The organism is Salinimicrobium sp. 3283s, assembly GCF_039602225.1.
GTDB lineage: Bacteria > Bacteroidota > Bacteroidia > Flavobacteriales > Flavobacteriaceae > Salinimicrobium > Salinimicrobium profundisediminis.
Map to the genome: position 1 here is coordinate 2,120,393 of NZ_CP143631.1, position 23,635 is coordinate 2,144,027.

The window sequence follows — 23,635 nt, forward strand, 5'->3', positions numbered from 1 at the left end:
TCGGTTAAAATTAAAACACAGGTGTCAAAAATGGCATTTTTGACACCTGTTTGTTTTTGATGTCTCTTATTTCAGAAGGAAATTCTTCAGGTCTTCGTAATCCGAAATTTGAACAGCTTTCTTTTCCCGGTGTTTCAATGCTTCAATATCAGGCGGGAGCGGGATCTTTTTTCCAATTACATCTTCAATAGTTTCCAGGAACTTTACCGGGTGGGCCGTTTCAAGGAAAATTCCGTAGTAATCTTTATGTTTCCGAAGGAATTCTTTGAGCCCCAAATATCCTACAGCACCATGTGGATCCATTAAATATCCTGTGTCTTCATAGACCTTCTTGACAATTTCCTTAGTTTGATCATCAGTATAACTGAAGGAAGACAGATGCGACTTCAGGTCCTCAAAATTATTGCTGAAAAGTTCCAGGATACGAATAAAATTGCTGGGATCACCAACATCCATGGCGTTAGAGATGGTCTGTACGCTGGCGGTTGGTTCATATTTCTGAGTTTGTAAAAATCGGGTGACCACGTTGTTCTCATTGTTGGCAGCTACAAAATGATCAATGGGTAGACCCATTTCTTTTGCGAGGAGTCCGGCGCAAATATTTCCGAAGTTACCACTGGGTACCGAAAAAGCCAGTTTTTGATCTCTGTTTTTCACTTGTTCATAGGCCAGGAAATAATAGAACATTTGAGGCAGCCAACGCGCCACGTTGATTGAATTGGCCGAAGTGAGTTTTCTATGCTGCTGAATTTCGGAATTCAAAAATGCCATTTTCACCATGCTTTGACAGGCATCAAAAGAACCATCTACTTCGAGGGCGGTAATATTTTCGCCCAAAGTGGTGAGCTGTTTCTCCTGTATCTCACTCACTTTACCTTTAGGGTAGAGGATGACCACCTCAATACCTTTTACCTTCAGGAAGCCCCTGGCCACGGCGCCCCCGGTATCACCCGAGGTTGCCACAAGTACCGTAACTCCCGGAATGTTGCCTTTCTTTATGAAATAGCCCAGGGTGCCCGCCATAAACTTGGCACCTACATCTTTGAAGGCCAGGGTAGGGCCGTGGAACAATTCCAGTACGCCCACCTGCTCTTCAACGGGTTTTACTGGGAAGTCAAAATTTAGCGTATTTTCTATAATGCCAGCTAATTCGGCGGGAGGTATTTCTCCTTCCACAAACTGGCCGATTGCTTGCGTGGCAATTTCGGTTGGGGTAAGGGAAGAGATTTGTTGAAAGAATTGCTTCGGAAGTTTTTTTATTTCCTCCGGAAAATACAGCCCTTTATTGGGTCCCAAACCATTGAGCACCGCCGTTTCAAAACTTACTTTGTGGTTTTTGTCGTTTAAGCTGAAGTACTTCATGATATGATTTTTACGCCTTCATTCCCTATGTTAGAGAGGTGAAGATCAAAGTCTATTTCCTTTTCCTGGTAGTATTTCTGGATAGCTGCTCCCGTTTGTTTGGCTGAAGCCTCGCCTTTACACATCGCAAAGACCGAGGGCCCCGAGCCGGAAATGCCAAATCCCAAAGCGCCGCTCTCCCGGGCTATAATCTTAAGCTCGTCAAAAAAGGGAATTAAAATAGAACGTACAGGTTCTACGATTTCATCTTTAAGGCTTCTGCCCAAAAGATCGTAGTCATTGGAGTACAGAGCACTCACAAAAGCGCCTAAATTTCCCCACTGTTTTACAGCTTTTTGAAGGCTGATGCTCTGCCTGATGATAGAACGGGAATCCATAGTCTTTACTTCAATTAACGGGTGCAGGATCACCATGCGCAGATCTTGCGGAGTGGGCAGGTGAATTACTTCAAGCGGCTCGTAACTTCTTATGAGGTTAAAGCCGCCCAAAAGTGCCGGTGCGACGTTATCGGCATGTGCATTTCCGCTGGCAAGGCGTTCCCCTTCCATAGCAAAGGGAATAAGTTCTTCGGGAGAAAAGGGCTCGTTTAGAAGTTTATTGACGGCAAAAACTGCTCCTGCCGAGCTTGCTGCACTGCTTCCAATCCCGCTACCTGCTTTGATCTTCTTATAGATCTCGATATCAAAACCCTGTTGCGAATTCAAATGCTTCAGGAGCGCACGAACGGCCACTCCGGCTACATTTTTATCTGCTTCCATAGGAAGGTCCTGTCCGGTGATCTTTGTTATTCTTATCTCGCCTGTAGCATTCTTCCGAAGCAACATTTCATCACCTATAGACTTCAGGCAACAACCCAGCACGTCAAAACCGCACGAGAGATTTGCAACAGTTGCCGGGGCAAATATTTTGATTTCGTCCATGGCCTATTTTTTTCCGATTCTTATGATGTCGGCGAAGATCCCGGAGGCAGTGACATCTGCACCGGCACCTGCTCCCTTCACGATCAATGGCTGCTGGCTGTAGCGATCTGTAAAGAAAAGTACAATGTTGTCACTCCCGCTCAAATTATAGAATGGATGCTCGGGGCCAACTTGTTGCAGCCCTACACTGGCCTTGCCATTTTCAAGCTGGGCCACATATTTTAGCTGGGCATTGTTCTGGGCGGCATTGTCATAGATCTCTTTAAACTTAGGTTCGTCTTTCTTTAAAATCTCAAAGAATTCTTCATTAGAACCGGCTTCGAGACTCTCTTTAGAAAGAAAACTCTTATTCTCTATATCTTCAAGTTCCATCTGGAGTCCGCTTTCGCGGGAAAGGATGAGTATTTTTCGGGCCACGTCTACCCCGCTAAGGTCAATAGTAGGATCGGGTTCGGTATAGCCTTCTTTCATCGCTTTTTCTACCACCTTGTAAAAAGGTTCTGTGGCGTCATAATTATTAAAGACAAAATTGAGGCTGCCCGAAAGCACCGCCTGAATTTTAGTGATTCTATCTCCCGAAGCCACGAGGTTCTTAAGCGTATCTATAATGGGTAAGCCTGCACCTACGTTGGTTTCGTATAAAAAAGAAGCGCCGTATTCCCGTGATAGATCCTGCAGTCTTGAGTAGCTCTTAAATTCCTGGGAACAGGCAATTTTATTACAGGTCACCACCGAAATTGAGTGGGAGAGGTAATGGTCATATAGCGAGGAAATCTCAGGACTGGCTGTGTTATCCACAAAAATGCTGTTGCGAAGGTTCAGGGATTTTACCTGCTCAAAAAAGGCATTTTTGTCACCCTTTTCTCCGTTATCAAGAAGTTGTTTCCAGTTTTCGAGATTCAGACCGTTCTCGTCAAAAACCATCTTTTTGGAGTTGGAGAGGCCGAGGATCCTTACTTTAAGTCGAAGTTTGTCCAGGAGGTAAGCTTCCTGGTTCTTTAACTGGTTGAGCAGTTTACTACCCACATTGCCCACCCCTGTGATAAAGAGGTTGAGTTCTTTTGAAGGCACTTCAAAGAATTGTTCGTGAAGCACATTGAGGGCTTTGGTAACATCTTTTTTAGCGATTACTGCTGAAATATTACGTTCTGAAGAGCCCTGTGCGATGGCCCTGATGTTGATATTGTTATTGCCCAGCGCACTGAACATTTTTCCGCTTAGCCCGTGATGGCTCTTCATGCGGTCGCCCACCAGCGCAACAATGGCGATATCATCTTCAATCTCCACACTTTTAATTTTTCCCGACTGTATCTCTACCTCAAAAGCTTCATTGAGCGCATCTTTTGCAGCCTGGGCTTCATCCTCTTTTAGGGCAAGGCAAATGCTGTGTTCCGAAGAAGCCTGGGTGATTAAGACCACACTTATGTTCACGTGGAATAATGCCTCGAAGCAGCGTTTTGAAAACCCGGCTACTCCCACCATTCCGCTGCCTTCAATATTGATCAATTTTACAGCGTCAATATGAGTGATGCCGGTAACCCATCTAAAGTTTTCTTTACATCCTTTAGAAATTACGGTGCCTGCTGCTTCAGGCTTAAAAGTATTTTTGATATTGATCTTGATCTCATTCTTTAGAAGTGGCTGAAGGGTGGGAGGATATAAGACTTTTGCACCAAAATGTGAAAGCTCCATGGCTTCTTCATAAGAGATGTTCTTTAAAGCATAAGCCTGCGGCACTATACTGGGGTTGGCGGTATACATTCCGTCTACATCGGTGTAAACCTTCAGGGTTTGCAAATTGAGCGCACCGGCAAAGATCGCTGCAGTAAAATCTGACCCGCCCCGGCCAAGGGTGCTGGGAACGCCTTGCTCATTGCGGGCTACAAAGCCGGGCACGACAAAGAGTTTTGCCCTATTTTGGTTAAAGAGATCCTGGATGTTTTTATAAGTCTTTTCGTAGTTCACCTGAATTTTCTCCTGGGTATTTCTGCAAACAATAAGCTCCCGGCTGTCAACAAACAGCACGTCTTCTTGCAGGCTTTGGAAGTATTCAGCAATAATGAGCGAGGATAGAATTTCTCCAAAACCCGAAATTACGTGTCGGGTACGATCAGATAGCTCATTTAGCAGGTAAACCCCTTCATACAGTGTTTCCAGTCGGTTAAATTCATTTTTTACACGGGCAAGGATCCGGCTTTGATCTTTTACCTGAATTAATTCTTTGACGACATTAAGATGTCTTTTTTCATTTTTTTCGAGCAGGTCTTTATAGGAAGCGTCTTCATTTGCGGCGAGTTCGGCCATTTGCAGCAGTTCATTGGTGACGCCGCCAAAAGCTGAAAACACAGCGATGGTATTATCGGTATTAACATGATCTTGAACAATCTTGGAAACGAGTTTAATATTTTTCGAAGAGGCAACAGACGAGCCCCCGAATTTCAGGATATTCATAAGGTTGGATTTTTAAGACTATAAATGATTTAGTGTCTTGTTTAAAAACAAGAAGGTATGCGGACGGAAATATATTAGATCACTACCCCCAAGGGGTAATCATAATCATTGTAGTAATAGTCATCGTGGCAACAGTCCCTGTCGCGGAAAGAAATAGATTATATGTGGACTGTTTATTGCTCATGTATGGCTTACAGTTGGTGAATATATTCAATATTTTCAATTAAAGAAATTTATAAAAGTATTTTTTCGTAAAAAACTGTAGTTTGTTTAATATTTCAGTCTTTTTTGTATAAAGTGAACAGCTTTTCCGAAGAACTTTTAAAGATGCTCATGCCAGGATTGCAAAGTGTAGGGGTGCTTAGCCGAAGACTATTAAAGAAATATTAATTAGGGTTTTTATGAGGGTATTTAGCATAGCATTAACGGGGATTGCAATCTTATCTGGGTACTTTGAAAAAAACTTAAAAAAAGAGCTATTATGAAATTAAAGAAATTTTATCTTTTAATGTTGCCAATGATTCTAAGTCTCGGATTAGTGGCGTGTAGTGATGATGATGATGGTGGGGTAGATCCCGATCTTCCACCAACCGGAGCTATTGTTGTAGATGAGCAGGTAACTGTGCAGGATGGTACCTTAACTATCAATTCAGTAAATATTAGTGAAGACGGATGGGTGGTAATTCACCGTGATAATAACGGAGCACCTGTAGTGCCTGGAATTATCTCTGTTCCCAAACAAATTGATGATGGGCCTACCACTAATGTGACTATTGAATTAAAAGATGGTGAGCAGGTACAAAATGGAGAAACCCTATGGGTAATGCTTCACGTAGATAACGGGGAGAGCGGCGTGTACGAATTTGATACCGTTAACGGTGTTGATGCGCCTGTTACCGATTTACAGGGAGATATTGTAACCGTACCCTTTACTGTAGTTGTAGAAGGTGATGATGTTTTGCTTACTGCTGCCGACCAGGATCTAGTGAATGGGGTGGTTTATGTTGAATCTATTACCCTTGAAGAGGATGGGTATGTGGTGATCCACGAATCTAATGACGCCGGAGACGGCCCTCAGGTTCCTGAAATCATTTCTCAACCTGTTTATCTTGAAGCCGGTGCCTATGCTAATGTAGGAGTGCCATTAAAAGAAGACGCCACTGTTGAAGCCGGAGATGTTTTATGGGTAATGCTCCATGAAGATACCGGGGAAGAGGGTGTTTATGAATTTGACGGTGAGAATGGACTTGACAGTCCTCTTACAAAAGATGGAGATATTGTGGTTACCCCAATTACAATTAATGATGTGACTGAAGCACCAATGAGCGGTATGCTTACAGTAAATGACCAGCCTATTGTTGACAACACTATTACTGTTGAAAGCATCAATGTTGATATGGATGGATGGGTTGTAGTTCATGCTACTAATGAAGCCGGAGACGGACCTCAGGTTCCCGAAATTATTTCTGAACCTGTGTACCTTGAAGCCGGAGACAACACCGATGTTGTAGTGACTTTTGAAGAAGATGCCAATGTTGCTGCAGGAGATACCGTTTGGGTAATGCTGCATGACGACACAGGAGTTGAAGAAGTCTATGAGTTTGACAACATGAACGGGCTTGATTTGCCTCTGTTTGATGATGACGGAATCATTGTTACTCCAATCACTCTTGAATAGTAAAATAATTGCTAATATTGAAAGGCTGCCGGTTTTGGCAGCCTTTTTTTATTCCTGAATTTTAACTTAACCTGAAGCAGTTCAGCTACTCCTAAATATTTAAACTAAAAATCAATAATTCGTTCATTTGTACTCCAAAAATGGCACTTTTGAAGAGGATTTTCCGCAAGGTACAAAACACGGCTTAGTGAGCAAATTTCTTCCAGACGCCGGTGGCCGATTTTATGATCAACAACATTAAGATCCCAACGGCCAGGCCTGTGAGCAACTCTACCAGAATTCCCGGTAAGCCGGGAAGAAGGTCGTGCATAAAATGAATGTTATGAACAAAAATTCCGCCTGAAACCAGGAGTAAAGCTATAGTTCCAATTATCGAAAGGCTTTTAATGACCTTAGGCAGGGCACTAACCAAAAAACCTCCTATTTTGTCTGAGATACTGTCTTTTCGATCATTAAGGTCTATGAGTTTTGCCCCAAATTCATCCATTCTTACAATGAGGGCCACAATACCGTACACGCCAACGGTAGCTATAAAAGCAATGACGGTAACCACAAGAATTTGCGTGACCAGAGTTTCGTTGGTAACACTGCCCAACGCAATAATGACGATCTCTACTGAAAGTATAAAATCGGTTAAAATGGCCGATTTGATTTTTTCTTTTTCGATCCTTAAAATCTCTTCTTCGGAAAGTTTTTCGAGTTTAGGTGTATCAGTTTCATGAGCATGAGGAAAGAAATATTCATAAATTTTCTCTGCACCTTCGTATGCCAGATATAGTCCGCCAATGATCAGAATTACGGTCACTGCAGCTGGCAGAAAGGCGCTTAGCAAGAAGGCGAGTGGCAGGATAATCAACTTGTTTAAAAAGGAGCCTTTTGTGATTGCCCATAACACCGGCAATTCACGGGAAGACATGAAGCCGGAGGCCTTTTCGGCATTCACCGCAAGGTCGTCACCAAGGATTCCTGCAGTTTTCTTTCCGGCGACTTTAGACATCATGGCAACGTCGTCCATTAAAGTGGCAATATCATCTAAAAGAGCAAAAAATCCTGAAGCCATAGTTGGTTATAATTTTTTGCAGGCAAGATAAGCGGTTTTTGGAAATTTCAGGAGCATTAGGAGAGGAGTTGGTTCATCTTCACATAACTTTATTATTAAAAAGCAAGGAACTCGCTTAAAGCAGCGGGAAAATCTCTGCTGAAAAATGCCATTTTTGAGAGGTAAGCTGAAGTGGTTTTACTCGCACATAAAATATCTTTTCCGAAGAAATTAAAAAAGTCTTTATTGAACAATTTTGAGGAAGAGTGCTATTCTTCAGCAAAATTATTTAAAAGCTTATTGCCTAAAGAATAGCCCGGGCCCTACGATGACGAAATTGTGAGAGTAGCTCAAGTTCGCTGTTGCTGCGACAAATCTGGTACTTATTTACAATAGAATCCTGTGATGTGCTGCCTGCCGACAAAACTTCCGATCTCATTCCTACCGGGGGTTTTCCACAGGGCGTGGCCTCGTATTTTTCCCAGTCTGTAAATAACATGCTGACTCCGGACAGGCTGATAATGGTGAAAATTATAATTCTTTGTATAGCTTTCATAACTGTGATTAGGTTTGATGCTGGTTTGGTTGATGGTTGTAGATTAGAGGGGTTTTGGTTGCTTACTCACGGCGGTATTAATACGGCTGAAGGAGCTAAGCAGAATCTTATAATAAATTCCTATCAAAAGGAGATGTATGAATAAAGAGAGAATCTGATTCCAGAAATCGGTTAGATAAAAGCCCATTTTTGCAGCGAGAAGAGTAGCTGTAGCAATGAATGCGGCAAGAATAAAAAATGCAACAATAGTTTTAAGACTGGCAACAAGAGATAGCGAGATCACGCGCTTTAGATAATCTTTGCCGTCGCCATTCTGGTTAATTTCGAAAGTCTTTCCCATTCCCCAGGAGATCGCAGTGAGAGCAACGATTAGCTTTAGATATAGCGACCATACGGGAACATCTACAGAATTTGCTGGGAAGTTGTACAAAAGGGCCAAAAGCAGAAGATGGGCCAAAAAATATTTAAACGCAATGAAATCTGAAAGCTCACCGTGGGCCAGGAGCTTTTCAAGCCTTTTAATCTTAAACCAAATCATAATCTTTTCATTCTTAAGTCGGTGACTTACATAAAACTCTTGTAGGGAGATCATCGGCCTTTTTCATTCGGCAGATTCACATAGAGTCGTAAGTCTAACAGCTGTAGGGAGTGCTGTTTCTTCGGGTGACAGGACAGGGATCTTTAGAAATATCTTCAGAAGAAATTGTCCTGTTAAATTTCCGACAATATAGATAGAAAATTTGAAATTCTTTAGGGGTAGGTGAAAATTTATGAGCTGGTTAAAAGCAAGTTATGAGCTAATGAAATTCCGAAGCTATTCCAGGCCTCTCCTGATAATTGCCAGAAGAAAAGCTTAGAATGTAGACATAAGTAGGCCTTAGCCGAATTTTAACTGCTTGGGTGGTGTGCGATAAATTAGCTAATGATCATTAAAGTTCTGTAACTCCAATGATGTTTACAACCGAAAAAACACTATTGGGATCAGGAATTTCAATCATTTCATATTCACCTGTTGAAGGCCTGTACTTAAAAAGGTGTTTTTTATTATCAGCTCCTATCAGTTCAGCAAATTCTTTTGCCTCTTTATTGTAAAAAGTTTTATGAGCAAAGTTAAGGGTTGAAATGCGTGGAACTTTAGAGATTTCCTTCGCTGTACCATCCTGCACGTTGAAAGTTACCGGCCTCACTTCTGCCATTAAATTGGAGTTTGGTACTGGTGAAAATCCGAAGAGTGTATGGCCATTCCCGCTGTATCCAAGGTTGGTGATCCCGGCTTCCCGGCCCGTGAACGGAAGAACTTCTACAGCGTCATTTTCAAGATCGATTTCCAGAAGATCGGGATCCCAATTGCTGTTTTTGAGGGTTACGGCATATATTTTTTGACCTATGAGGCTTGTGGAATACACGTTGGAATAGCCCATGGAATGTAGATCAACTTCAGAAGTTGTGGTCACCTTAAAAGTATCCGGTTCAATTCTAACCATTTTAACAGGCTTAACACTGGTGGGCAAATCCAGGTCTTCTCTGGTAATTCCTATAAGATTTTTGTTTTCTTCATCCCAGTCTAAAGACATCAATGCAGTATTCTCTCCAAATTCTTCCGGAAAATCAAGAATGGCAGATACAGTTTTACCCGATTGCTTATCGTAAATATAAAGAATGCCTTTTGGAGGGTCAAAACGGTGTTCATAGATAAAGATCTTTGATCCCGATGAGGTAACCGAATTAAAGATGGTATTAAATTCTATCCCGGGAATTCTATCTGTCTGGGTCACCTGGCCCGTGTTATTCCCAATGGTATACAGCGTGCCATCGTTCTGTAGCGCGATGTAATTAAAGGAGTCTACAGTCTCTTCGGGAGTTTTAGGTGGTTGTTCTTCTTCTGCGGAAGAATCCTCCTCTGAACAGGAAAATAGAAAAACGAGTAAGGCCGACATGAGTAATGACCTGAATATTTTTGAAGACATACATCAAAATTTATAGAGGTGAATGTAATTAATATACAGGTATGTAGGAGCAAAATTTTTTTAAATATTTTCCTGAATTGAGTGTCAAAAATGGCATTTTTCAGAAGTAATTTTTATAAGATCAATCTGCTGAATTTGAAGAGTTTTCAGGGTGCTAAAAGATGAAAAACATGCAGAATTAATTCAAGTAAAGTTCCTGCCCGGCCTTTTTGGTGATGCCAAATTTTCCTGTATTTCAAGAAATCATCTTAAAGGACAACTTTTAATCGAAATCAAATTCTTCAGAATGTATTCTTGCTTTAGGGATCTTGAGCGCTTTAAGTTCTTTGCAAACAGCCTTCCGCATGTTCCTGGGTCCGCAGAAAAAGATGTCACTGTTTTGGATTTCAGGATGATTTTCGGGATGAAAGTAGCCGTCGGTTTCCTGGGAGATCACTTCCACATGAAAATGTGGCATTTTCTTTTCTAAGGCTTGAAAAGTCGATATATGTGTCGCTGCGGCGGCATTTTGCACGCAATAATATAATTTTACGCTCAGGGGATCATCGGGATGGCTAAGCAGGTAGTTGGCCCAGCTAAGAAAAGGAGCAATTCCCACGCCGCCACCCAGCCAAACCTGCTGTTTGCTGGCAGTCTTAAAATTAAATCGACCGTAGGGGCCTTCAAGTAAAGCCGGAGTATTAGGTTTGATTAGGGCATATAGCCGGTGGGTGTAATCTCCCAAAGATTTTACCATGATCGATATTTTCCCGTCCCGGCTGTGATCGCAGATGGTAAAAGGATGGCTCTCTGCCGAAATATCTTCAGAAAGAAAGGAAAAGAAGTAAAACTGCCCGGGCCGGAAATGAGTATCTTTTTTCTTTTTTGGCTGAAGTTCAATTTCTACAATATAGTTGTTTAAATACCGGACTCCCGTGACTGAATACAGACTTTTCTTTTTTACAAGATCGAATAAAACCGACTTGTACAACCAGGCCGAAATGCCACCAACTGACAGCAGTCCCATATAAATTCCAAGAGCAGGATTTTCAGAAAAAAAGATCCCCTGAAAGAAGATATGCGCTACTCCTAAAATAAAGAAAAAACCCATGAACTTATGGGAGATCTTCCATTTATCATACGGGATCTTTACAACCAGGGTAAAGATTACAAGTAAGATCATTCCCCAAAGCGACCAGCTGCCAAGGTCAATTTCCATGCGGCGGTGAAGGGGGAACAGGTACCAGAGGGCTTTGGAAACATCGGTTGGAATCCACCTAAGCGCGAGGAAAATTGGATGCGCCAGGATCAAAAAGAAGGCAAATTTCCCTGTGGTGCGGTGCATTTTGTACACCTTGTCAAGGCCTCCAAACCAGTTTTCGAGGAATGTTAACCGGCAAGTTAATATTAAGCTGAGGGCAAGCAACGCAAAGCCGGTGAGGGAAAATAACTGACTTGCATATACAAGAAAAGGAGTGGCATTGTGCTTTACCGTAGTTTCGGGATAGGAGAGCATCCACAGCGGGATAACCAGCAGCGCAATTCCCCAAAAAATAATAGCACCTGGGTGTTTACCTGTCAGCCTGTTTGTTCCGGGGCTGGTGGTGAGGTTATAGGACAACATATCTTATAGCTTAGTGATTTTCATACTAATGCACAGCAGTACTGCTGCTGTTTCTAAGATGTCCTGAAAGGGTGGAAGGATTCTTGTAAAAACCAATGTGTATTACCACATTGATCAGCACTCTAAAATTACAATAAAAACCTAATTGAGGAGATGGAAACCGGAGGAAATTCTACCTTAAAAAAAGGTTCCAAAAATGGCATTTTTGGAGACTGCTTACACTTACTGTAGCAGTGTTTGTACACTATGTTTTAGTAAGATTAGTTATTTAATTGTTTGCTATGGTTCTTGATTATCAGGATTGAGAATATTTTTCGTCAAACTTCTTCCTGGCATACTCATTAAACTCCTGTATTTCATTTTCAGTCATTTTGGCTTTTAAAGAATCTAATTGAATACTCCATTTTGTTCCGTAGGGAGCCATTATAAGCGAATCTGGTTGGTTTTCCCAGTAATCTGCCTCTTCCAGTATTTTATCAATGGAGTATTTAGCTAACTCTAAATTAGAAGCTATCCCGGGAGCATCTTCTTTTGAGGATGAGTTATTATTAGAGTTACAACTAAAAAAGGCGAGAGCTATAGTGAAGACAAGAATTTTTTTCATGCATAAAATTTTTGATGATTAAGAATTATCTAAAGTTATACTTTTCTGGCATTTAATAATTTCAGCTCATGTTAAATTAATTATTGATTTTCAATTAGTTGGATCTTGGTTTTTGTTTCCTAATACTCTACTTCTACATTAATTGATTGTGCTCCTTCCACTTCTTCCCATTTTCCCAGGCTGCTTCCTCTCATATAAGCATTTCCTTTAGTGAGGATAGCTCCCATAAAAACTTTACGTGGTTTTTTAGCGTCTGGTATGATTTCCACTCCAACAAAAAAGTCCTCTTCAAGGTAAACGGAGTATTTCGTAAGGTCAATGTTCACCCACCCCTGCTCAATAAGTTTTCGTTGAATAATATTTTTGAAGATTATTCTATCTCCAGGTCGGTCGTCCAGGTTCTCATAAAAATTTATTCTTATATAGGCACTATCTGCTTCAAAGCCACGTCTCATATAAAAATTCACATCTTTAACTCTAACAGTTTTATTGTTTGGAATTTTAATTTGTTTTGCACTTTCGATAACGTCCATTTCAGTTGAGATGGTACTCACCCATAATAATGGGTTGTAACTTTTAACTCCTATTTTCTTATTTTTCTTCTTCCTGTTAGTCACTATAACCTCAGATAATTTGTTTTCATTGGGCTGAAGTTGAATCACGAGGTTTTTGGAGGTTTTAATGGGAATTCTTACCGTTTGATAATTCACGTGACTAATGGTAAGGCTATCGCTTGCAAAGGCTTTAGGAAATTTGATCTTAAACTTTCCATCCAGGTTTGAAACTGTACCTTTATTTTTATTGACCACACCCATATTCGCAAATTCAACAGGATTATTGGTTTCGGAGTCAATAAGTAGTCCGCTAATTTCAATTTCCTGCGAAAAGGCAGAAAGGCTTAGACATAGTGAAACAACTAAGGCGGAAATAGATTTTTTCATGTTTAAATTTATACCTAACAGGGTTTTAGTTCAAAAAACTGTCTAAAAAGTCATTTCCCGTCTACCTGTCTCCTAACTTCAGGCGCTTCAGGTTCTTTTCACTTTGATTATTAAATCAATAAGATTAAAAAAAATCAGAATGATAATTTAACAGCTTTTAGACAGCTCTAATCGTGGATAATCAGACAGTCCTCTTAGTACATCCCGCTTTTTAGGCGCACCGTGAATACTTTAGGACCAGCCAGTTCATTCCCATCCTGCTTAAACTTCGGATTGTATTTCCCCGTGGGGAGATCCCCAAACGTATATGAATTACAGGCCTTGGCAACGTCAACATATTTAGTCGCAGCTGTATTCAGGGCAGATACTGCAAGATCTGCAACCAAACCTAATACACCGCCAGCCCCGGTACTGACTGATGTATCATAAACAACCTCTCCTTTTCTATTATATAAAACCTCGTTAGTACGGGTGGATTTTATAATGTATTCTACTTCTACCTTTACAGTGGAGCCAATGGCTGACTTGTCCCATTTATTGATGATCGTAAAAACAGCCAGGTCAGCACCAAAGATTTCTCCGAATGTTTTTAGCGGTGAATTCAGAAATAACTCGGCATCATAGGCACTTTCCTTCTTTAAGATCTCCATTGACAGAAATGGAGGAACTACATAATATCCTGCATTTGCCAGGGGAACATTTAAGGTAGTATGAAAATATTCCTTGGCTTCCACATTTGTGGTTCGGTTGATGGGCGGCATCAACAAAATTGTCAAAGGCTCCTGCTCATACATTTGTTGATAGGCAGTAGATTTAGCAACTTTCGGTGCACTGCAACTGGCTAGGCTTAAAACAAGCAGACTGAAGATAAACAGGGCTTTTTTCATAACTCGGTCATTTTTAATATTCTATCAATAAATATTTTAGATTCGGGGTAAAGCTGTATTTCTTTAGCCAACATATCTTTTCCTTCGGCTAATCTTCCGGTTTTCATCAGGATAAAGCCATAATCGGCGTGTATCCCGGGGGGGACAACACCTCTTGTCCCTTTTTGTTTTGAAATCACTTTCTCATAATTCTCAAGCAGGGCCACTAAGGAAGCTTCGTCACTGTTTTTGATATAATTATAGCTGGCGGCTTCATATTTTTCCCAAGAGTATAATTGTTTGGGGGCACTGCAGGACATGGCCAGTATGACTACGCTAAATAGTAAAATTATTTTTTTCATGGTAGTTTTATTTTTTTAGTCTCTTGAGTAGATACAAATATTTTTTTTTGATAGATTACCTCACCATTATAGAGAACAGAAAGGTTATGAGATCCTGTGGAAATGGCATATACTTTTCCTTTTGGTCTGTCACTATGGTCTTTTTGGACTTCTGCTGAAAAGGAGGTATTGTCATCGATACTTACCTCTACGCCAGATTCATAATTCTTCGGATTCCCCAGGAAAATAAGAAAGGCTTCATTTTCTAAACCTGAAGTGGTGGTTTTTACGCCGGTACATCCTAATGTTGTAAACACAGTAAATAAAAGGATCATTTTTTTCATATTTTCGTTTCTTTAATATAATACCTGTCCAGAGTACTGGTGTCAATCGCTCCTTCCACAAAAGAAACCATGGAGAATTGAGACTGTGGACTTTCACCACCCATGTACATTACTTTTACTTTTCCTACTGTTTTACCTGGTAATTCGACCATCATTCCTGTCTGCGGATTTTTAACTGATTTGCCTTTTTCAACGACTTCAAAAATGTCATTCACTTTAATCCCCTGACTGGCACCACCAGATATTAATATTCCATCCTCGTCATAAGAAAGGAAATAAGATTTCCAGGGCCTGTCCATACAGTTATTAATGATATTTTCTACTAGTTTAGAAATTGCCACCGAAATTGCTTTATCACTAAGAGTTGCGTCATAATCTGTGCGCTCCCCAAGACCCATCACGGTTTTGTTCGTGGTTTCGGCCTCACCTTTGGCTTCTTCAGAATAAATGATCTGGCCGGTGGAAACATCAACCAGACGTAAACTGACGCCCGCTTGTACGGTTTGGGTCTTACTTCGTGAAAAAGCATTTACATCGCCAATATTTTTACGCCCGAATTCAGTGACCGAACCTATAATTAAATAATCGGCCCCTACTTTCTGCCCCTGATTATCTGAAAGTTTATATTCTTCCATGATTTTATCCATCTCCTGCCGTTCCAGAAGAATAAACTTGTTCGAGGAAGCCAATTTGGTGGTTAAAATGTCCAGCGCCTGATTGGTAATTGGATCATTTTCTTTGTCATAAAAGATTCCTTTGGCATACTGAGTTTCATTCGAAAAACGAGCAATAGCAACTTTTCGTTTTAGTCCCTGCGCCTCGGGTTGCTTTACTTCCATGACTTGTGGTTCCACTTGAACCACTTTTTGCTGCACAGTACAGCCTATGAGGGTGCATCCAAGTGCAAGGCTCATTAGAGTTTTTTTCATTGTACAATAAGTTTTAAAAAGAATATTTTACCGGAATTCCGGATAATCTCCTCGGGAAATTTTCTGGTAGGGCAGAAGGTCCAGATGACTACACAATATTAAGAAAATATTGTTAAAGTTTCTTAAAAAAGTTGATATTGTAGATAAAAGTATATTCCGCTAATGCACTCAGTAGAAACTTTTATAATTTTTTAATCGAAAAAGGTCTGGATGATAATCAGACAAAAGCTTGTAGGGAGTCGCTTCTGCCCTTAACTCGTTAACTAGTTTTTAAATATAAACAAAAAAACCATTGATTACCAAATCAATATGAAATTTAGGTTAGATGTGAATTGACTTCAGCCCTATGAAGAAATGAAAATAGTTCTCTTCATGATAAAAATCCACTATATAATCAACAGATCTGCGTTTCCGTGGTATAAACAGGTCTTCCGTGGGCTTAATCAGCTGCCTTCAGGGCCTTTTAAAAAAAATGATTTTTAATTTACTGACTTTCTTCAGTTTAGGGTATTTGCCTGTATTTTTTATTTGTAATTGTTTTAAATAAGCTTTTGTATTTAGATTATGCTTCCTAGATTTGCGCTCTATTTATAATTAGTCTAAATTAATTTATATAAAATGCATCAGAAATACTACATCATGTTTTTGTTTATGCTTATGGCTACAATTGGTTTTAGTCAGGCAACAGGAAACATTGAAGGAAATGTCATTAGCAGTAACGGTAATCCTATTGCCAATGCTAATGTGAATGTTTTAGGAACAAGCCTGGGTTCAGAAACCAACCGGAACGGGGAATTTGTTATTAAAGCCATTCCGCAGGGAAATTATACGCTTCGGGTTTCTTACGTGGGTTATGAAAACAAAGATCTTGCTTTTTCAGTTCAGGCCGGGCAAACTACTGAAATTCCTGCTGTTATTTTGAGAAATAATGAAGAGGATCTGGATGAGGTAATTATCACCGGTAACGCTAACATCAACAGCTTTGCAAGAGCTAAAAGTCAGTATGTGGCTAAACTTCCTCTAAAAGATATTGAAAACCCGCAGGTTTACAATACTATAACGGGAGAATTGCTGGAGCAGCAGGTGATCACTTCTTTTGACGATGCCCTAAAAAATGCTCCCGGAATTACCAAACTCTGGGAATCTACAGGTAGGGGAAGTGATGGCGCCGGATATTTCTCTATAAGAGGTTTCGCCGTACAGCCTACTTTGGTCAACGGCTTACCCGGTTTGACCAATGGAAGCCCCGATCCTGCTAATATTGAAAGCATAGAAGTCATTAAAGGCCCTTCTGGGACCCTTTATGGAAGCAGCCTTATCTCTTATGGTGGGTTGATAAACGTGGTGACAAAAAAGCCGTACGATTACTTTGGCGGAAATATCTCCTACACCATGGGAAGCTTCGGGATGAATCGTGTTACAGCCGATGTGAACATGCCTCTTGATGAAGATGGTGACGTGGCTTTGCGTGTAAACACAGCATATCACAAACAAAACAGCTTTCAGGATCTTGGCTTCAGCGAATCTTTCTTTGTGGCACCTTCGTTGAGCTATAAGGTGAATGATCGTTTGTCATTTTTAATAAATACAGAATTCTATACTTCTGAAAGTACCAATCCTGCAATGTTATTTCTTGACAGGGGTGCGCCGTTAAAGGCTACAAATATGGATGAATTGGGTTATGACCCCAACCGTTCTTATACAAGCAATGATCTTACACTTAAGAACCCTAACTACAGCCTTCAGGGGCAAATGGAATACAAGTTATCTGATAACTGGACGTCTCAAACAGTCTTTTCCAGAAGTTCTTCTAAATCTCTTGGTCACTACTCCTATTTGTACGAAACCACAAGGTTCTACATGGGGCGTACAGAGGTAGAAGGCTCTGTGACCAATTTAGATGAAGGTTTTGTCTTTACCCGTTACATGAATAATCAAAATTCTACCACGCTAACCAGTGATATTCAGCAGAACTTTATTGGAGATTTCAAGATTGGAGATTTGAGAAACCGCATGGTTGTTGGGCTTGATTATTTTAACAGGGAGACTATCGACAATAGTTCAGGTTATATCGCCAACGGAAATGTGTACATAGGCGATGCAAGCCTGCAGAATGTGAATGAAAGCGTCTTTGGCAGGTTTGATCCCGCTAATTACGTGAGGAACAATGATAGCGGATTACTTTCGGAAGCATCGGTTAACAACCTGCTTTCAGGTGTAGCTTTAAATAATTCTACGATCACTGAAGAAGTGTACAGTGCCTATATTTCAAATGTGCTGAATATTACTCCTAGGATTTCTGCTATGGCCAGCTTGAGAATTGACCAGTTTGAAGGCGAGAATAACAGCCAGACAGCGCTTTCTCCAAAATTCGGACTTGTTTATCAGCCAATCCTGGAAAGAGTTTCAGTTTTTGCGAACTATATGGACGGCTTCAGCAATGTTGATCCGCGAGAGCAGGGGAATCCTGCAGAGGGTGCTACAACTACCGTGAGCTTTGATCCTGAAAGAGCTAAGCAGCTGGAGGTGGGAACCAAGCTAAACCTTGTTAAAGACCGCGTTTCTGCCAGTCTTAGCTACTATGATATCAAAGTTTCCAACATTGTGATGGAAGATATGGACAGGCCGTTCTACTACGTGCAGGAGGGAGAGCAGTATAGCCGCGGTTTTGAAGCCAGTATTACCGCCACTCCTGTTGATGGGTTAAATGTAATTGCAGGTTACAGCTACAATGAAAGTGAACTTGAAGAGTCTGGTTTACGCCCTGAAACTGCCGGACCTAAAAATCTTGCGAACCTATGGGCGAGCTACAGCTTTGCCGGTAACCTGGATGGTTTCGGACTTGGTTTTGGAGGAAACTATGCAGGTGAGAACATGATCTTCAATAGAAATCTTGGAACCTTCACACTTTCATCGTATACCATTCTAAATGCAGCAGTTTTCTATAATGCAGAGAAGTTTTCGGTTAACCTGAAGCTAAACAACCTTACTGATGAGGAATACTATAATGGTTGGTCAACAATCAATCCGCAAACGCCAAGAAATTTTGCGGCCAGCTTTACCTATAAATTCTAGTAAGATATAAACTGGAATAGATATAGCCGCTTCGGAAGAAATTCCGGGGCGGTTTTTTATTTGGAAGAAGTTAGGCCATAGGTGTCAAAAATGTCATTTTTCTTTGCTGGTTTTCCTGAAGGTTTAGTGTAGCAAGATTTTTGGAGTGATCCTAAAGCTGATCCAACAGAAGCGTATGTCTAATTATAAGCTTTTGTAGGGGGAACTCTACGGTATGATATTATCAACTTCTTTAGTGTGGTTGAGTACTTCTAAATGTACCTTAATCCCAAACCAGTATTTGAAAGGTTCGTCTAAATCATGCGTACACTCTCTTATTATATCGTTAATCATATTATTGTAGCTTTCGTAATATTGATTAAAATTTCTAATATAATCTTCTGTTTTTAAATTTCCTCTTGAAAGATTTTTGACATTCGATTTTAAAATCTCAACAGCTTTCCAGCTCTCAGTTTTTATATAAGGTTTTAACCTTTCTAATTTTTCATCAAAATTCATAACGTAAAGTATTATTTTTTTCAACTCATCTTGAGTGTTTGAATATATTTCAAAAAATTAAAAATCTAAACATTTTATATTAAGGCATAAAAAAACCCTCAAATTTTCATTTGAGGGTTTCTGCTTTTTATGGTGGTGCCTCCAGGAATCGAACCAGGGACACAAGGATTTTCAGTCCTTTGCTCTACCAACTGAGCTAAGGCACCAGTGTTTAAAGCGGCTTACCTTGTAGTAAGCGGGTGCAAATATATATTCAAATTTAATATCTCCCAAGGGAAATTGAAAAAAAATGCTTTTGTACTTTAGCTTTTTCAAATAACTGCCATGAATCTCGTTGTTGATATAGGCAATACAATTGCCAAACTGGCTGTTTTTCAGCAGGATGAAATCCTTGTGAAAATTTCAGCAGGTAAATCCGATTTAAATAAAAAAATTTCTGAAATCCTGAAACTTCATCCGGGAATCAAAAATTTGGTGGTTTCCAACGTGTCTTCGGCAAAATGGGAGCTTCCTGAAGGAGCTAAAAAATCGGTTAGGGTTGTGGACCTTTCCGCAGAAACCCTGCTGCCCTTCAAAAACAACTATGGAACACCTGCTACTCTGGGGAACGATCGTAAAGCTCTAATCGCTGCTGCCGTAAAATACCATGCAGGTAAGAATGTATTGGTGATAGACGCCGGCACCTGCATTACCTACGACTTTAAAACTGCCAGAGAAGAATATCTGGGTGGCGGAATTTCTCCGGGTTTAAAAATGCGATTTTTGGCACTAAATAATTTTACGGCAAATCTTCCGTTAGTAGAAGCAGGAGAAGGACATGAATTAATTGGTGATTCCACCACTTCCTCAATAACTTCGGGTGTTGTAAATGGCACGCTCATGGAAATTGAGGGCATTATTGGTAAGTATAAAGAAAAATATAACAATTTAATAGTTATAATTACCGGTGGAGATGCAACTTTCTTGTCTGGAAACTTAAAAAATGGCATATTTGCGAACTCCAATTTCTTGTTGGAGGGTTTAAATTTTATTCTCGAATTTAATATCGATCAATGACAAAACGATTGTTTATAATCGTATTCATTTTATTTTCAGTGATTACGACCGCTCAGGAGCGAACTTCCTCACCTTATTCTTTTTACGGGCTGGGATTAAACACCTTCAAAGGTACCGTAGAAAACAGATCAATGGGTGGTCTCAGCATTTTCTCAGATAGTATTCATGTCAACCTGCAAAACCCGGCAGCACTGGGCAGGCTTAGGTTAACTACTTATACAGTTGGACTGAGTGGCAATTCTGTTGAGATAAAGAGTGGAGACGAGAGTGAAAATGCTAGTTCAAGTTCGCTTGATTATTTAGCTGTGGGAATTCCAACGGGTAAATTTGGTTTTGCATTTGGATTGGTACCTTATTCTTCTGTGGGTTATAACATAGATGATATCAATCAGGACGAAGGGATAGGAAACAGGTATACAGGCAAAGGTGGTCTTAACCGGGTCTTTCTCGCTGCGGGTTATCAAATAACCTCAAATATCAATATTGGCGTAGACGCTAGTTATAACTTCGGAAATATTCAGAATAAAAGCATATTGGTACGCGAAGATGTGCAATATAGCTCCCGGGAAATAAACAGAAGTGACCTTAGTGGTTTCACTTACAAAATCGGGCTTGATTACGAGAGGATGCTCACTGAAAGCCTGCAATTTAAAATGGGTGCGTACTACACGCCTGAAACTACTTTAAAAACCGACAACCAAAGAGAGCTTGCAACGATATTGTTAGGGGTTGACGGCAGGGAGATCACTGTAGATAGTCGTGATGTTTCTGAGCCTGCGTCAGATTTTGTTTTGCCTTCAAGCTTTAGTATAGGAGCAGGAGTAGGACGGCCTCATAAATGGTTTGTAGGAGGAGAGTTTTCTACAACCGAAGCGGGAGATTACAGCAACCGTGCCTTTGCAATAGAAGGAGCGTCATTTGAACAGGCTTCAAAATATAAAATTGGAGGATTTTTCATTCCCAACTATAACTCTCTTACCAGCTACTTTAGCCGAATTGTATATCGTGGGGGTCTTCGTATGGAAGAGACCGGGCTTCACCTTAATGGAGAGTCTATTAATGAGTTTGGCATAGCTTTTGGTTTAGGACTACCAGCAGGAAGGATGTTGACCAACATTAATCTGGGATTTGAGTATGGACAGCGCGGTACAACAAGCGCCGGATTAATCCAGGAAAACTTTTTTAATGCTATGATAAGCCTCTCGTTGAACGACAGGTGGTTTATCAAAAGAAGATTCGAATAATCACAAACTATTAATCAGGAATAAAACTTATACTATGAAAACCAAGGTAATATTATTTCTTTCAGGGGTTGTTCTGGGAACAGGGGCCTTGCAGGCACAGGCTAATCAGGAATGTGCCACCACAGCAGCCCTGGCCTATAGCGATGCAAAGGCAAAAAACTATGATGCGGCCTGGACCAGAATTCAAACCTTAAGAGAGGAATGTCCTTCCTATCATATAGCAACTTATCAGTACGGAGAAAGGATATTGAAAGATCGCCTTGACAATGCACCCGATGCTGAGAAAGAAAGCGTAGCGCAGGAGCTTATAAAATTATATAAAGAACGTTTGCAGCATTTCCCTGCAAAGACCGATGCAGGAGATGTTAATGCCGATATCGCGCAGCTCATGTTTGATGTAAAACTGGGTTCAACCGAAGAGCAATATGAGGCTTTTGACAAAGCTTTTGAAGCAGATCCAAACAGTCTTAATGCCAAGTCACTGTATACTTACTTCTACCTGTTGGTAGAGTTGCAGGATTCCGGTAAAAAAGATCTTCAGGAGGTATTTGACAAATATGATGTTGTTATTGCAAAACTTGAAGAGCAGGAGAATGAGACTGCTGAGTCTTTAGCTAGCTTAATTGAAAAGCAGGAGGCTGGAGAAGAGCTTTCTTCTAAAGATAAGGCAAGACTTAATGCATATGAGAAAAACCTTGTAGCCTATAGTGCTGTAAAAGGAAGTATCAACGCAAAACTTGGTCAACGTGCAGATTGTACTAACCTTATCCCGCTTTACAGCAAAGATTTTGAAGCTAAAAAAGGTGATACTGAATGGTTGAAGCGAGTGAATAGCAGGTTGTCTGCAAAAGATTGTACTGAAGATCCACTTTTTGTAAAGGTGTCTGAAGCTCTTCATAAATTAGAGCCATCTGCAAGTTCTGCTTACTCTCTTGGTCAATTAGCCGAAGCAAATGGAAACCAAAGTAAAGCGCTTGAATATTACAACCAGGCAGCCGAACTGCAAAAAGATCCATCTGCAAGAGCAAGTATTTATTACAAGATTGCGAACCAGTACAAAGATAAAGGCCAGTTTGGGCAGGCCAGAAATATGTATCGTAAGGCTATAAGCTCAAAACCATCATTTGGTAGGGCTTACCTTCAAATCTCTAACATGATCGCTCAAAGTGCAAACAACTGTGGAAATACTGCGTTTGAAAAAAGAGCTGTATACTGGAAAGCTGCAGAATATGCCGAGAGAGCCGCAAGAGTTGATCCGTCAATAAGCAGTACTGCTAATGAGACTGCATCTGCATACAGGGGTAGAGCACCACAACGTAGCGATATCTTCCAGAATGACATGCAGGGTAAAACCATCAACATTGGATGTTGGATAGGAGAAAGCATTCGCGTACCTAATTTGTAGTATGAAATTTACATACAGGATATTTTTTAAAGGCATTGTCACAACCCTTGTTGTGACAATGCTTTTTTCTTGTGAGGGGAATTTGAAAGGCGTTAGGCAAATGGAGATCCCCGAAGATGCACCGCAATCTATAGGGGTGGGAATTAACATGAAGTATGTTGATTCCGGAAAGGTGGTGGCTACTCTTAGAAGTGAAACCATGAGGGATTTTTCAAACAAAGCTTTTCCCTATCGCGAATTTCCTGATGGTGTTATCGTAGAATTTTTTGACGAGAACCAACAAAACAATACCATAACTGCCAATTATGGTATTGTTTATAATGAGACAGGGCTTATAGATTTGCAGGGTGATGTGGTGGTAGTGACCAGCGATAGTACAAAGCTCACTGCAGATCAGCTTTATTGGGACCAGGTGAGAAACTGGGTTTTTACAGATCATCCTAACACCATCAGGTTCAAGAATGGAGCGATCAATGAAGGAAAGGGTTTTGATAGCAATCAGGAATTCACTAATTTCCGTTCAAGATCAAATGTTGGGGTGCAAATTTTAGAAGAAGACAAACAATGATAAAATTTTCGAAGTTTTTTGAATTTGCCTACCTGGCAGCCGCAGCGTTCTTTCTTTACGAGGCTGTGGTCATTTGGAATGATCAACGCAACCAGGCCTATCTCTTCCTTTTCTTTGTGGTGATAGCCATATTCATGTTCTTCTTTAGAAGACATTTCAGGCACAAGTACGATAACAGGAAATAGGTA

The 23,635-nt window shown here is 40.5% G+C and carries 22 protein-coding genes and 1 tRNA gene; 7 read left to right on the top strand and 16 right to left on the bottom strand.

The window, feature by feature from the left end; translation table 11 throughout:
• Positions 1 to 66: 66 nt before the first annotated feature.
• Genes thrC through thrA form a run of 3 tightly spaced genes read right to left on the bottom strand, consistent with a single transcriptional unit; the run spans position 67 to position 4,733 of the window.
• Positions 67 to 1,362: a threonine synthase gene (gene thrC / locus VS868_RS09425; RefSeq protein WP_345596994.1), complete on the bottom strand. Its 1,296-nt coding sequence runs from the start codon at positions 1,360 to 1,362 to the stop codon at positions 67 to 69.
• A complete protein-coding gene (locus VS868_RS09430; protein ID WP_345596997.1) occupies positions 1,359 to 2,282 on the bottom strand; it encodes a homoserine kinase in 924 nt (307 codons plus the stop codon). The genes thrC and VS868_RS09430 overlap by 4 nt, the downstream gene beginning before the upstream one ends.
• 3 nt (positions 2,283 to 2,285) lie before the next feature.
• On the bottom strand, positions 2,286 to 4,733 hold the full coding sequence (thrA, locus tag VS868_RS09435; RefSeq protein WP_345596999.1) for a bifunctional aspartate kinase/homoserine dehydrogenase I: 2,448 nt from the start codon (positions 4,731 to 4,733) through the stop codon (positions 2,286 to 2,288).
• A gap of 481 nt (positions 4,734 to 5,214) precedes the next feature.
• On the opposite strand from thrA, the gene VS868_RS09440 reads away from it, so the two are divergent.
• Complete coding sequence (locus VS868_RS09440; RefSeq protein WP_345597001.1) at positions 5,215 to 6,411, top strand: hypothetical protein; 1,197 nt, start codon at positions 5,215 to 5,217, stop codon at positions 6,409 to 6,411.
• 184 nt (positions 6,412 to 6,595) lie between these two features.
• On the opposite strand, the gene VS868_RS09445 is transcribed toward VS868_RS09440, so the two are convergent.
• From VS868_RS09445 to VS868_RS09495, 11 genes are all read right to left on the bottom strand, one after another.
• Positions 6,596 to 7,471, bottom strand: coding sequence for a DUF808 domain-containing protein (locus VS868_RS09445; protein WP_345597003.1), 876 nt, complete (start codon positions 7,469 to 7,471; stop codon positions 6,596 to 6,598).
• Positions 7,472 to 7,754: 283 nt separating this feature from the next.
• A complete protein-coding gene (locus tag VS868_RS09450) occupies positions 7,755 to 8,006 on the bottom strand; it encodes a hypothetical protein (protein WP_266069379.1) in 252 nt (83 codons plus the stop codon).
• Between the two features lie 43 nt (positions 8,007 to 8,049).
• Complete coding sequence (locus VS868_RS09455; protein WP_266069378.1) at positions 8,050 to 8,544, bottom strand: hypothetical protein; 495 nt, start codon at positions 8,542 to 8,544, stop codon at positions 8,050 to 8,052.
• A gap of 391 nt (positions 8,545 to 8,935) precedes the next feature.
• Positions 8,936 to 9,973, bottom strand: a complete 1,038-nt coding sequence (locus VS868_RS09460; protein WP_345597006.1) for a hypothetical protein — start codon at positions 9,971 to 9,973, stop codon at positions 8,936 to 8,938.
• Positions 9,974 to 10,235: 262 nt separating this feature from the next.
• Positions 10,236 to 11,576: a ferric reductase-like transmembrane domain-containing protein gene (locus VS868_RS09465; protein WP_266069376.1), complete on the bottom strand. Its 1,341-nt coding sequence runs from the start codon at positions 11,574 to 11,576 to the stop codon at positions 10,236 to 10,238.
• Between the two features lie 295 nt (positions 11,577 to 11,871).
• Complete coding sequence (locus VS868_RS09470; protein WP_266069375.1) at positions 11,872 to 12,180, bottom strand: hypothetical protein; 309 nt, start codon at positions 12,178 to 12,180, stop codon at positions 11,872 to 11,874.
• A 119-nt stretch (positions 12,181 to 12,299) separates the two neighbouring features.
• Positions 12,300 to 13,121 (bottom strand): carboxypeptidase-like regulatory domain-containing protein, encoded by an 822-nt coding sequence (locus tag VS868_RS09475; RefSeq protein ID WP_266069374.1) that lies wholly within the window; start codon positions 13,119 to 13,121, stop codon positions 12,300 to 12,302.
• Between the two features lie 194 nt (positions 13,122 to 13,315).
• A complete protein-coding gene (locus VS868_RS09480) occupies positions 13,316 to 14,008 on the bottom strand; it encodes a GNA1162 family protein (protein ID WP_266069373.1) in 693 nt (230 codons plus the stop codon).
• A complete protein-coding gene (locus VS868_RS09485; protein WP_266069372.1) occupies positions 14,005 to 14,349 on the bottom strand; it encodes a DUF4810 domain-containing protein in 345 nt (114 codons plus the stop codon). Before VS868_RS09485 ends, VS868_RS09480 begins: the two co-directional genes overlap by 4 nt.
• Positions 14,346 to 14,672, bottom strand: coding sequence for a hypothetical protein (locus VS868_RS09490; protein WP_266069371.1), 327 nt, complete (start codon positions 14,670 to 14,672; stop codon positions 14,346 to 14,348). The genes VS868_RS09485 and VS868_RS09490 overlap by 4 nt, the downstream gene beginning before the upstream one ends.
• Positions 14,669 to 15,601 carry a CsgG/HfaB family protein gene (locus VS868_RS09495; RefSeq protein WP_266069368.1) on the bottom strand — a complete coding sequence of 311 codons (933 nt, stop codon included), beginning with the start codon at positions 15,599 to 15,601 and terminating at the stop codon, positions 14,669 to 14,671. The genes VS868_RS09490 and VS868_RS09495 overlap by 4 nt, the downstream gene beginning before the upstream one ends.
• 618 nt (positions 15,602 to 16,219) lie before the next feature.
• Between VS868_RS09495 and VS868_RS09500 the strand changes: the two genes are divergently transcribed.
• Positions 16,220 to 18,676, top strand: a complete 2,457-nt coding sequence (locus VS868_RS09500; RefSeq protein WP_345597012.1) for a TonB-dependent receptor — start codon at positions 16,220 to 16,222, stop codon at positions 18,674 to 18,676.
• Between the two features lie 207 nt (positions 18,677 to 18,883).
• Here the strand turns inward: VS868_RS09500 and VS868_RS09505 are convergent, their stop codons facing one another.
• The gene (locus VS868_RS09505; RefSeq protein WP_345597014.1) at positions 18,884 to 19,174 is read right to left on the bottom strand and encodes a hypothetical protein; all 291 of its coding nucleotides are present in this window, start codon (positions 19,172 to 19,174) and stop codon (positions 18,884 to 18,886) included.
• 130 nt (positions 19,175 to 19,304) lie between these two features.
• Positions 19,305 to 19,380, bottom strand: a tRNA-Phe gene (locus VS868_RS09510).
• A gap of 118 nt (positions 19,381 to 19,498) precedes the next feature.
• Here VS868_RS09510 and VS868_RS09515 point away from each other — a divergent pair.
• From VS868_RS09515 to VS868_RS09535, 5 genes are read left to right on the top strand one after another with little or no spacing between them, the layout of a single operon-like run.
• Positions 19,499 to 20,230, top strand: coding sequence for a type III pantothenate kinase (locus VS868_RS09515; protein ID WP_345597017.1), 732 nt, complete (start codon positions 19,499 to 19,501; stop codon positions 20,228 to 20,230).
• Positions 20,227 to 21,474, top strand: coding sequence for a hypothetical protein (locus VS868_RS09520; protein WP_345597019.1), 1,248 nt, complete (start codon positions 20,227 to 20,229; stop codon positions 21,472 to 21,474). Before VS868_RS09515 ends, VS868_RS09520 begins: the two co-directional genes overlap by 4 nt.
• 34 nt (positions 21,475 to 21,508) lie before the next feature.
• Positions 21,509 to 22,879: a hypothetical protein gene (locus VS868_RS09525; protein WP_345597021.1), complete on the top strand. Its 1,371-nt coding sequence runs from the start codon at positions 21,509 to 21,511 to the stop codon at positions 22,877 to 22,879.
• 1 nt (position 22,880) lies between these two features.
• Positions 22,881 to 23,447, top strand: a complete 567-nt coding sequence (lptC, locus tag VS868_RS09530) for an LPS export ABC transporter periplasmic protein LptC (protein WP_345597023.1) — start codon at positions 22,881 to 22,883, stop codon at positions 23,445 to 23,447.
• Positions 23,444 to 23,632, top strand: coding sequence for a hypothetical protein (locus VS868_RS09535; RefSeq protein ID WP_266069357.1), 189 nt, complete (start codon positions 23,444 to 23,446; stop codon positions 23,630 to 23,632). The genes lptC and VS868_RS09535 overlap by 4 nt, the downstream gene beginning before the upstream one ends.
• The last annotated feature ends 3 nt before the right edge of the window (positions 23,633 to 23,635 follow it).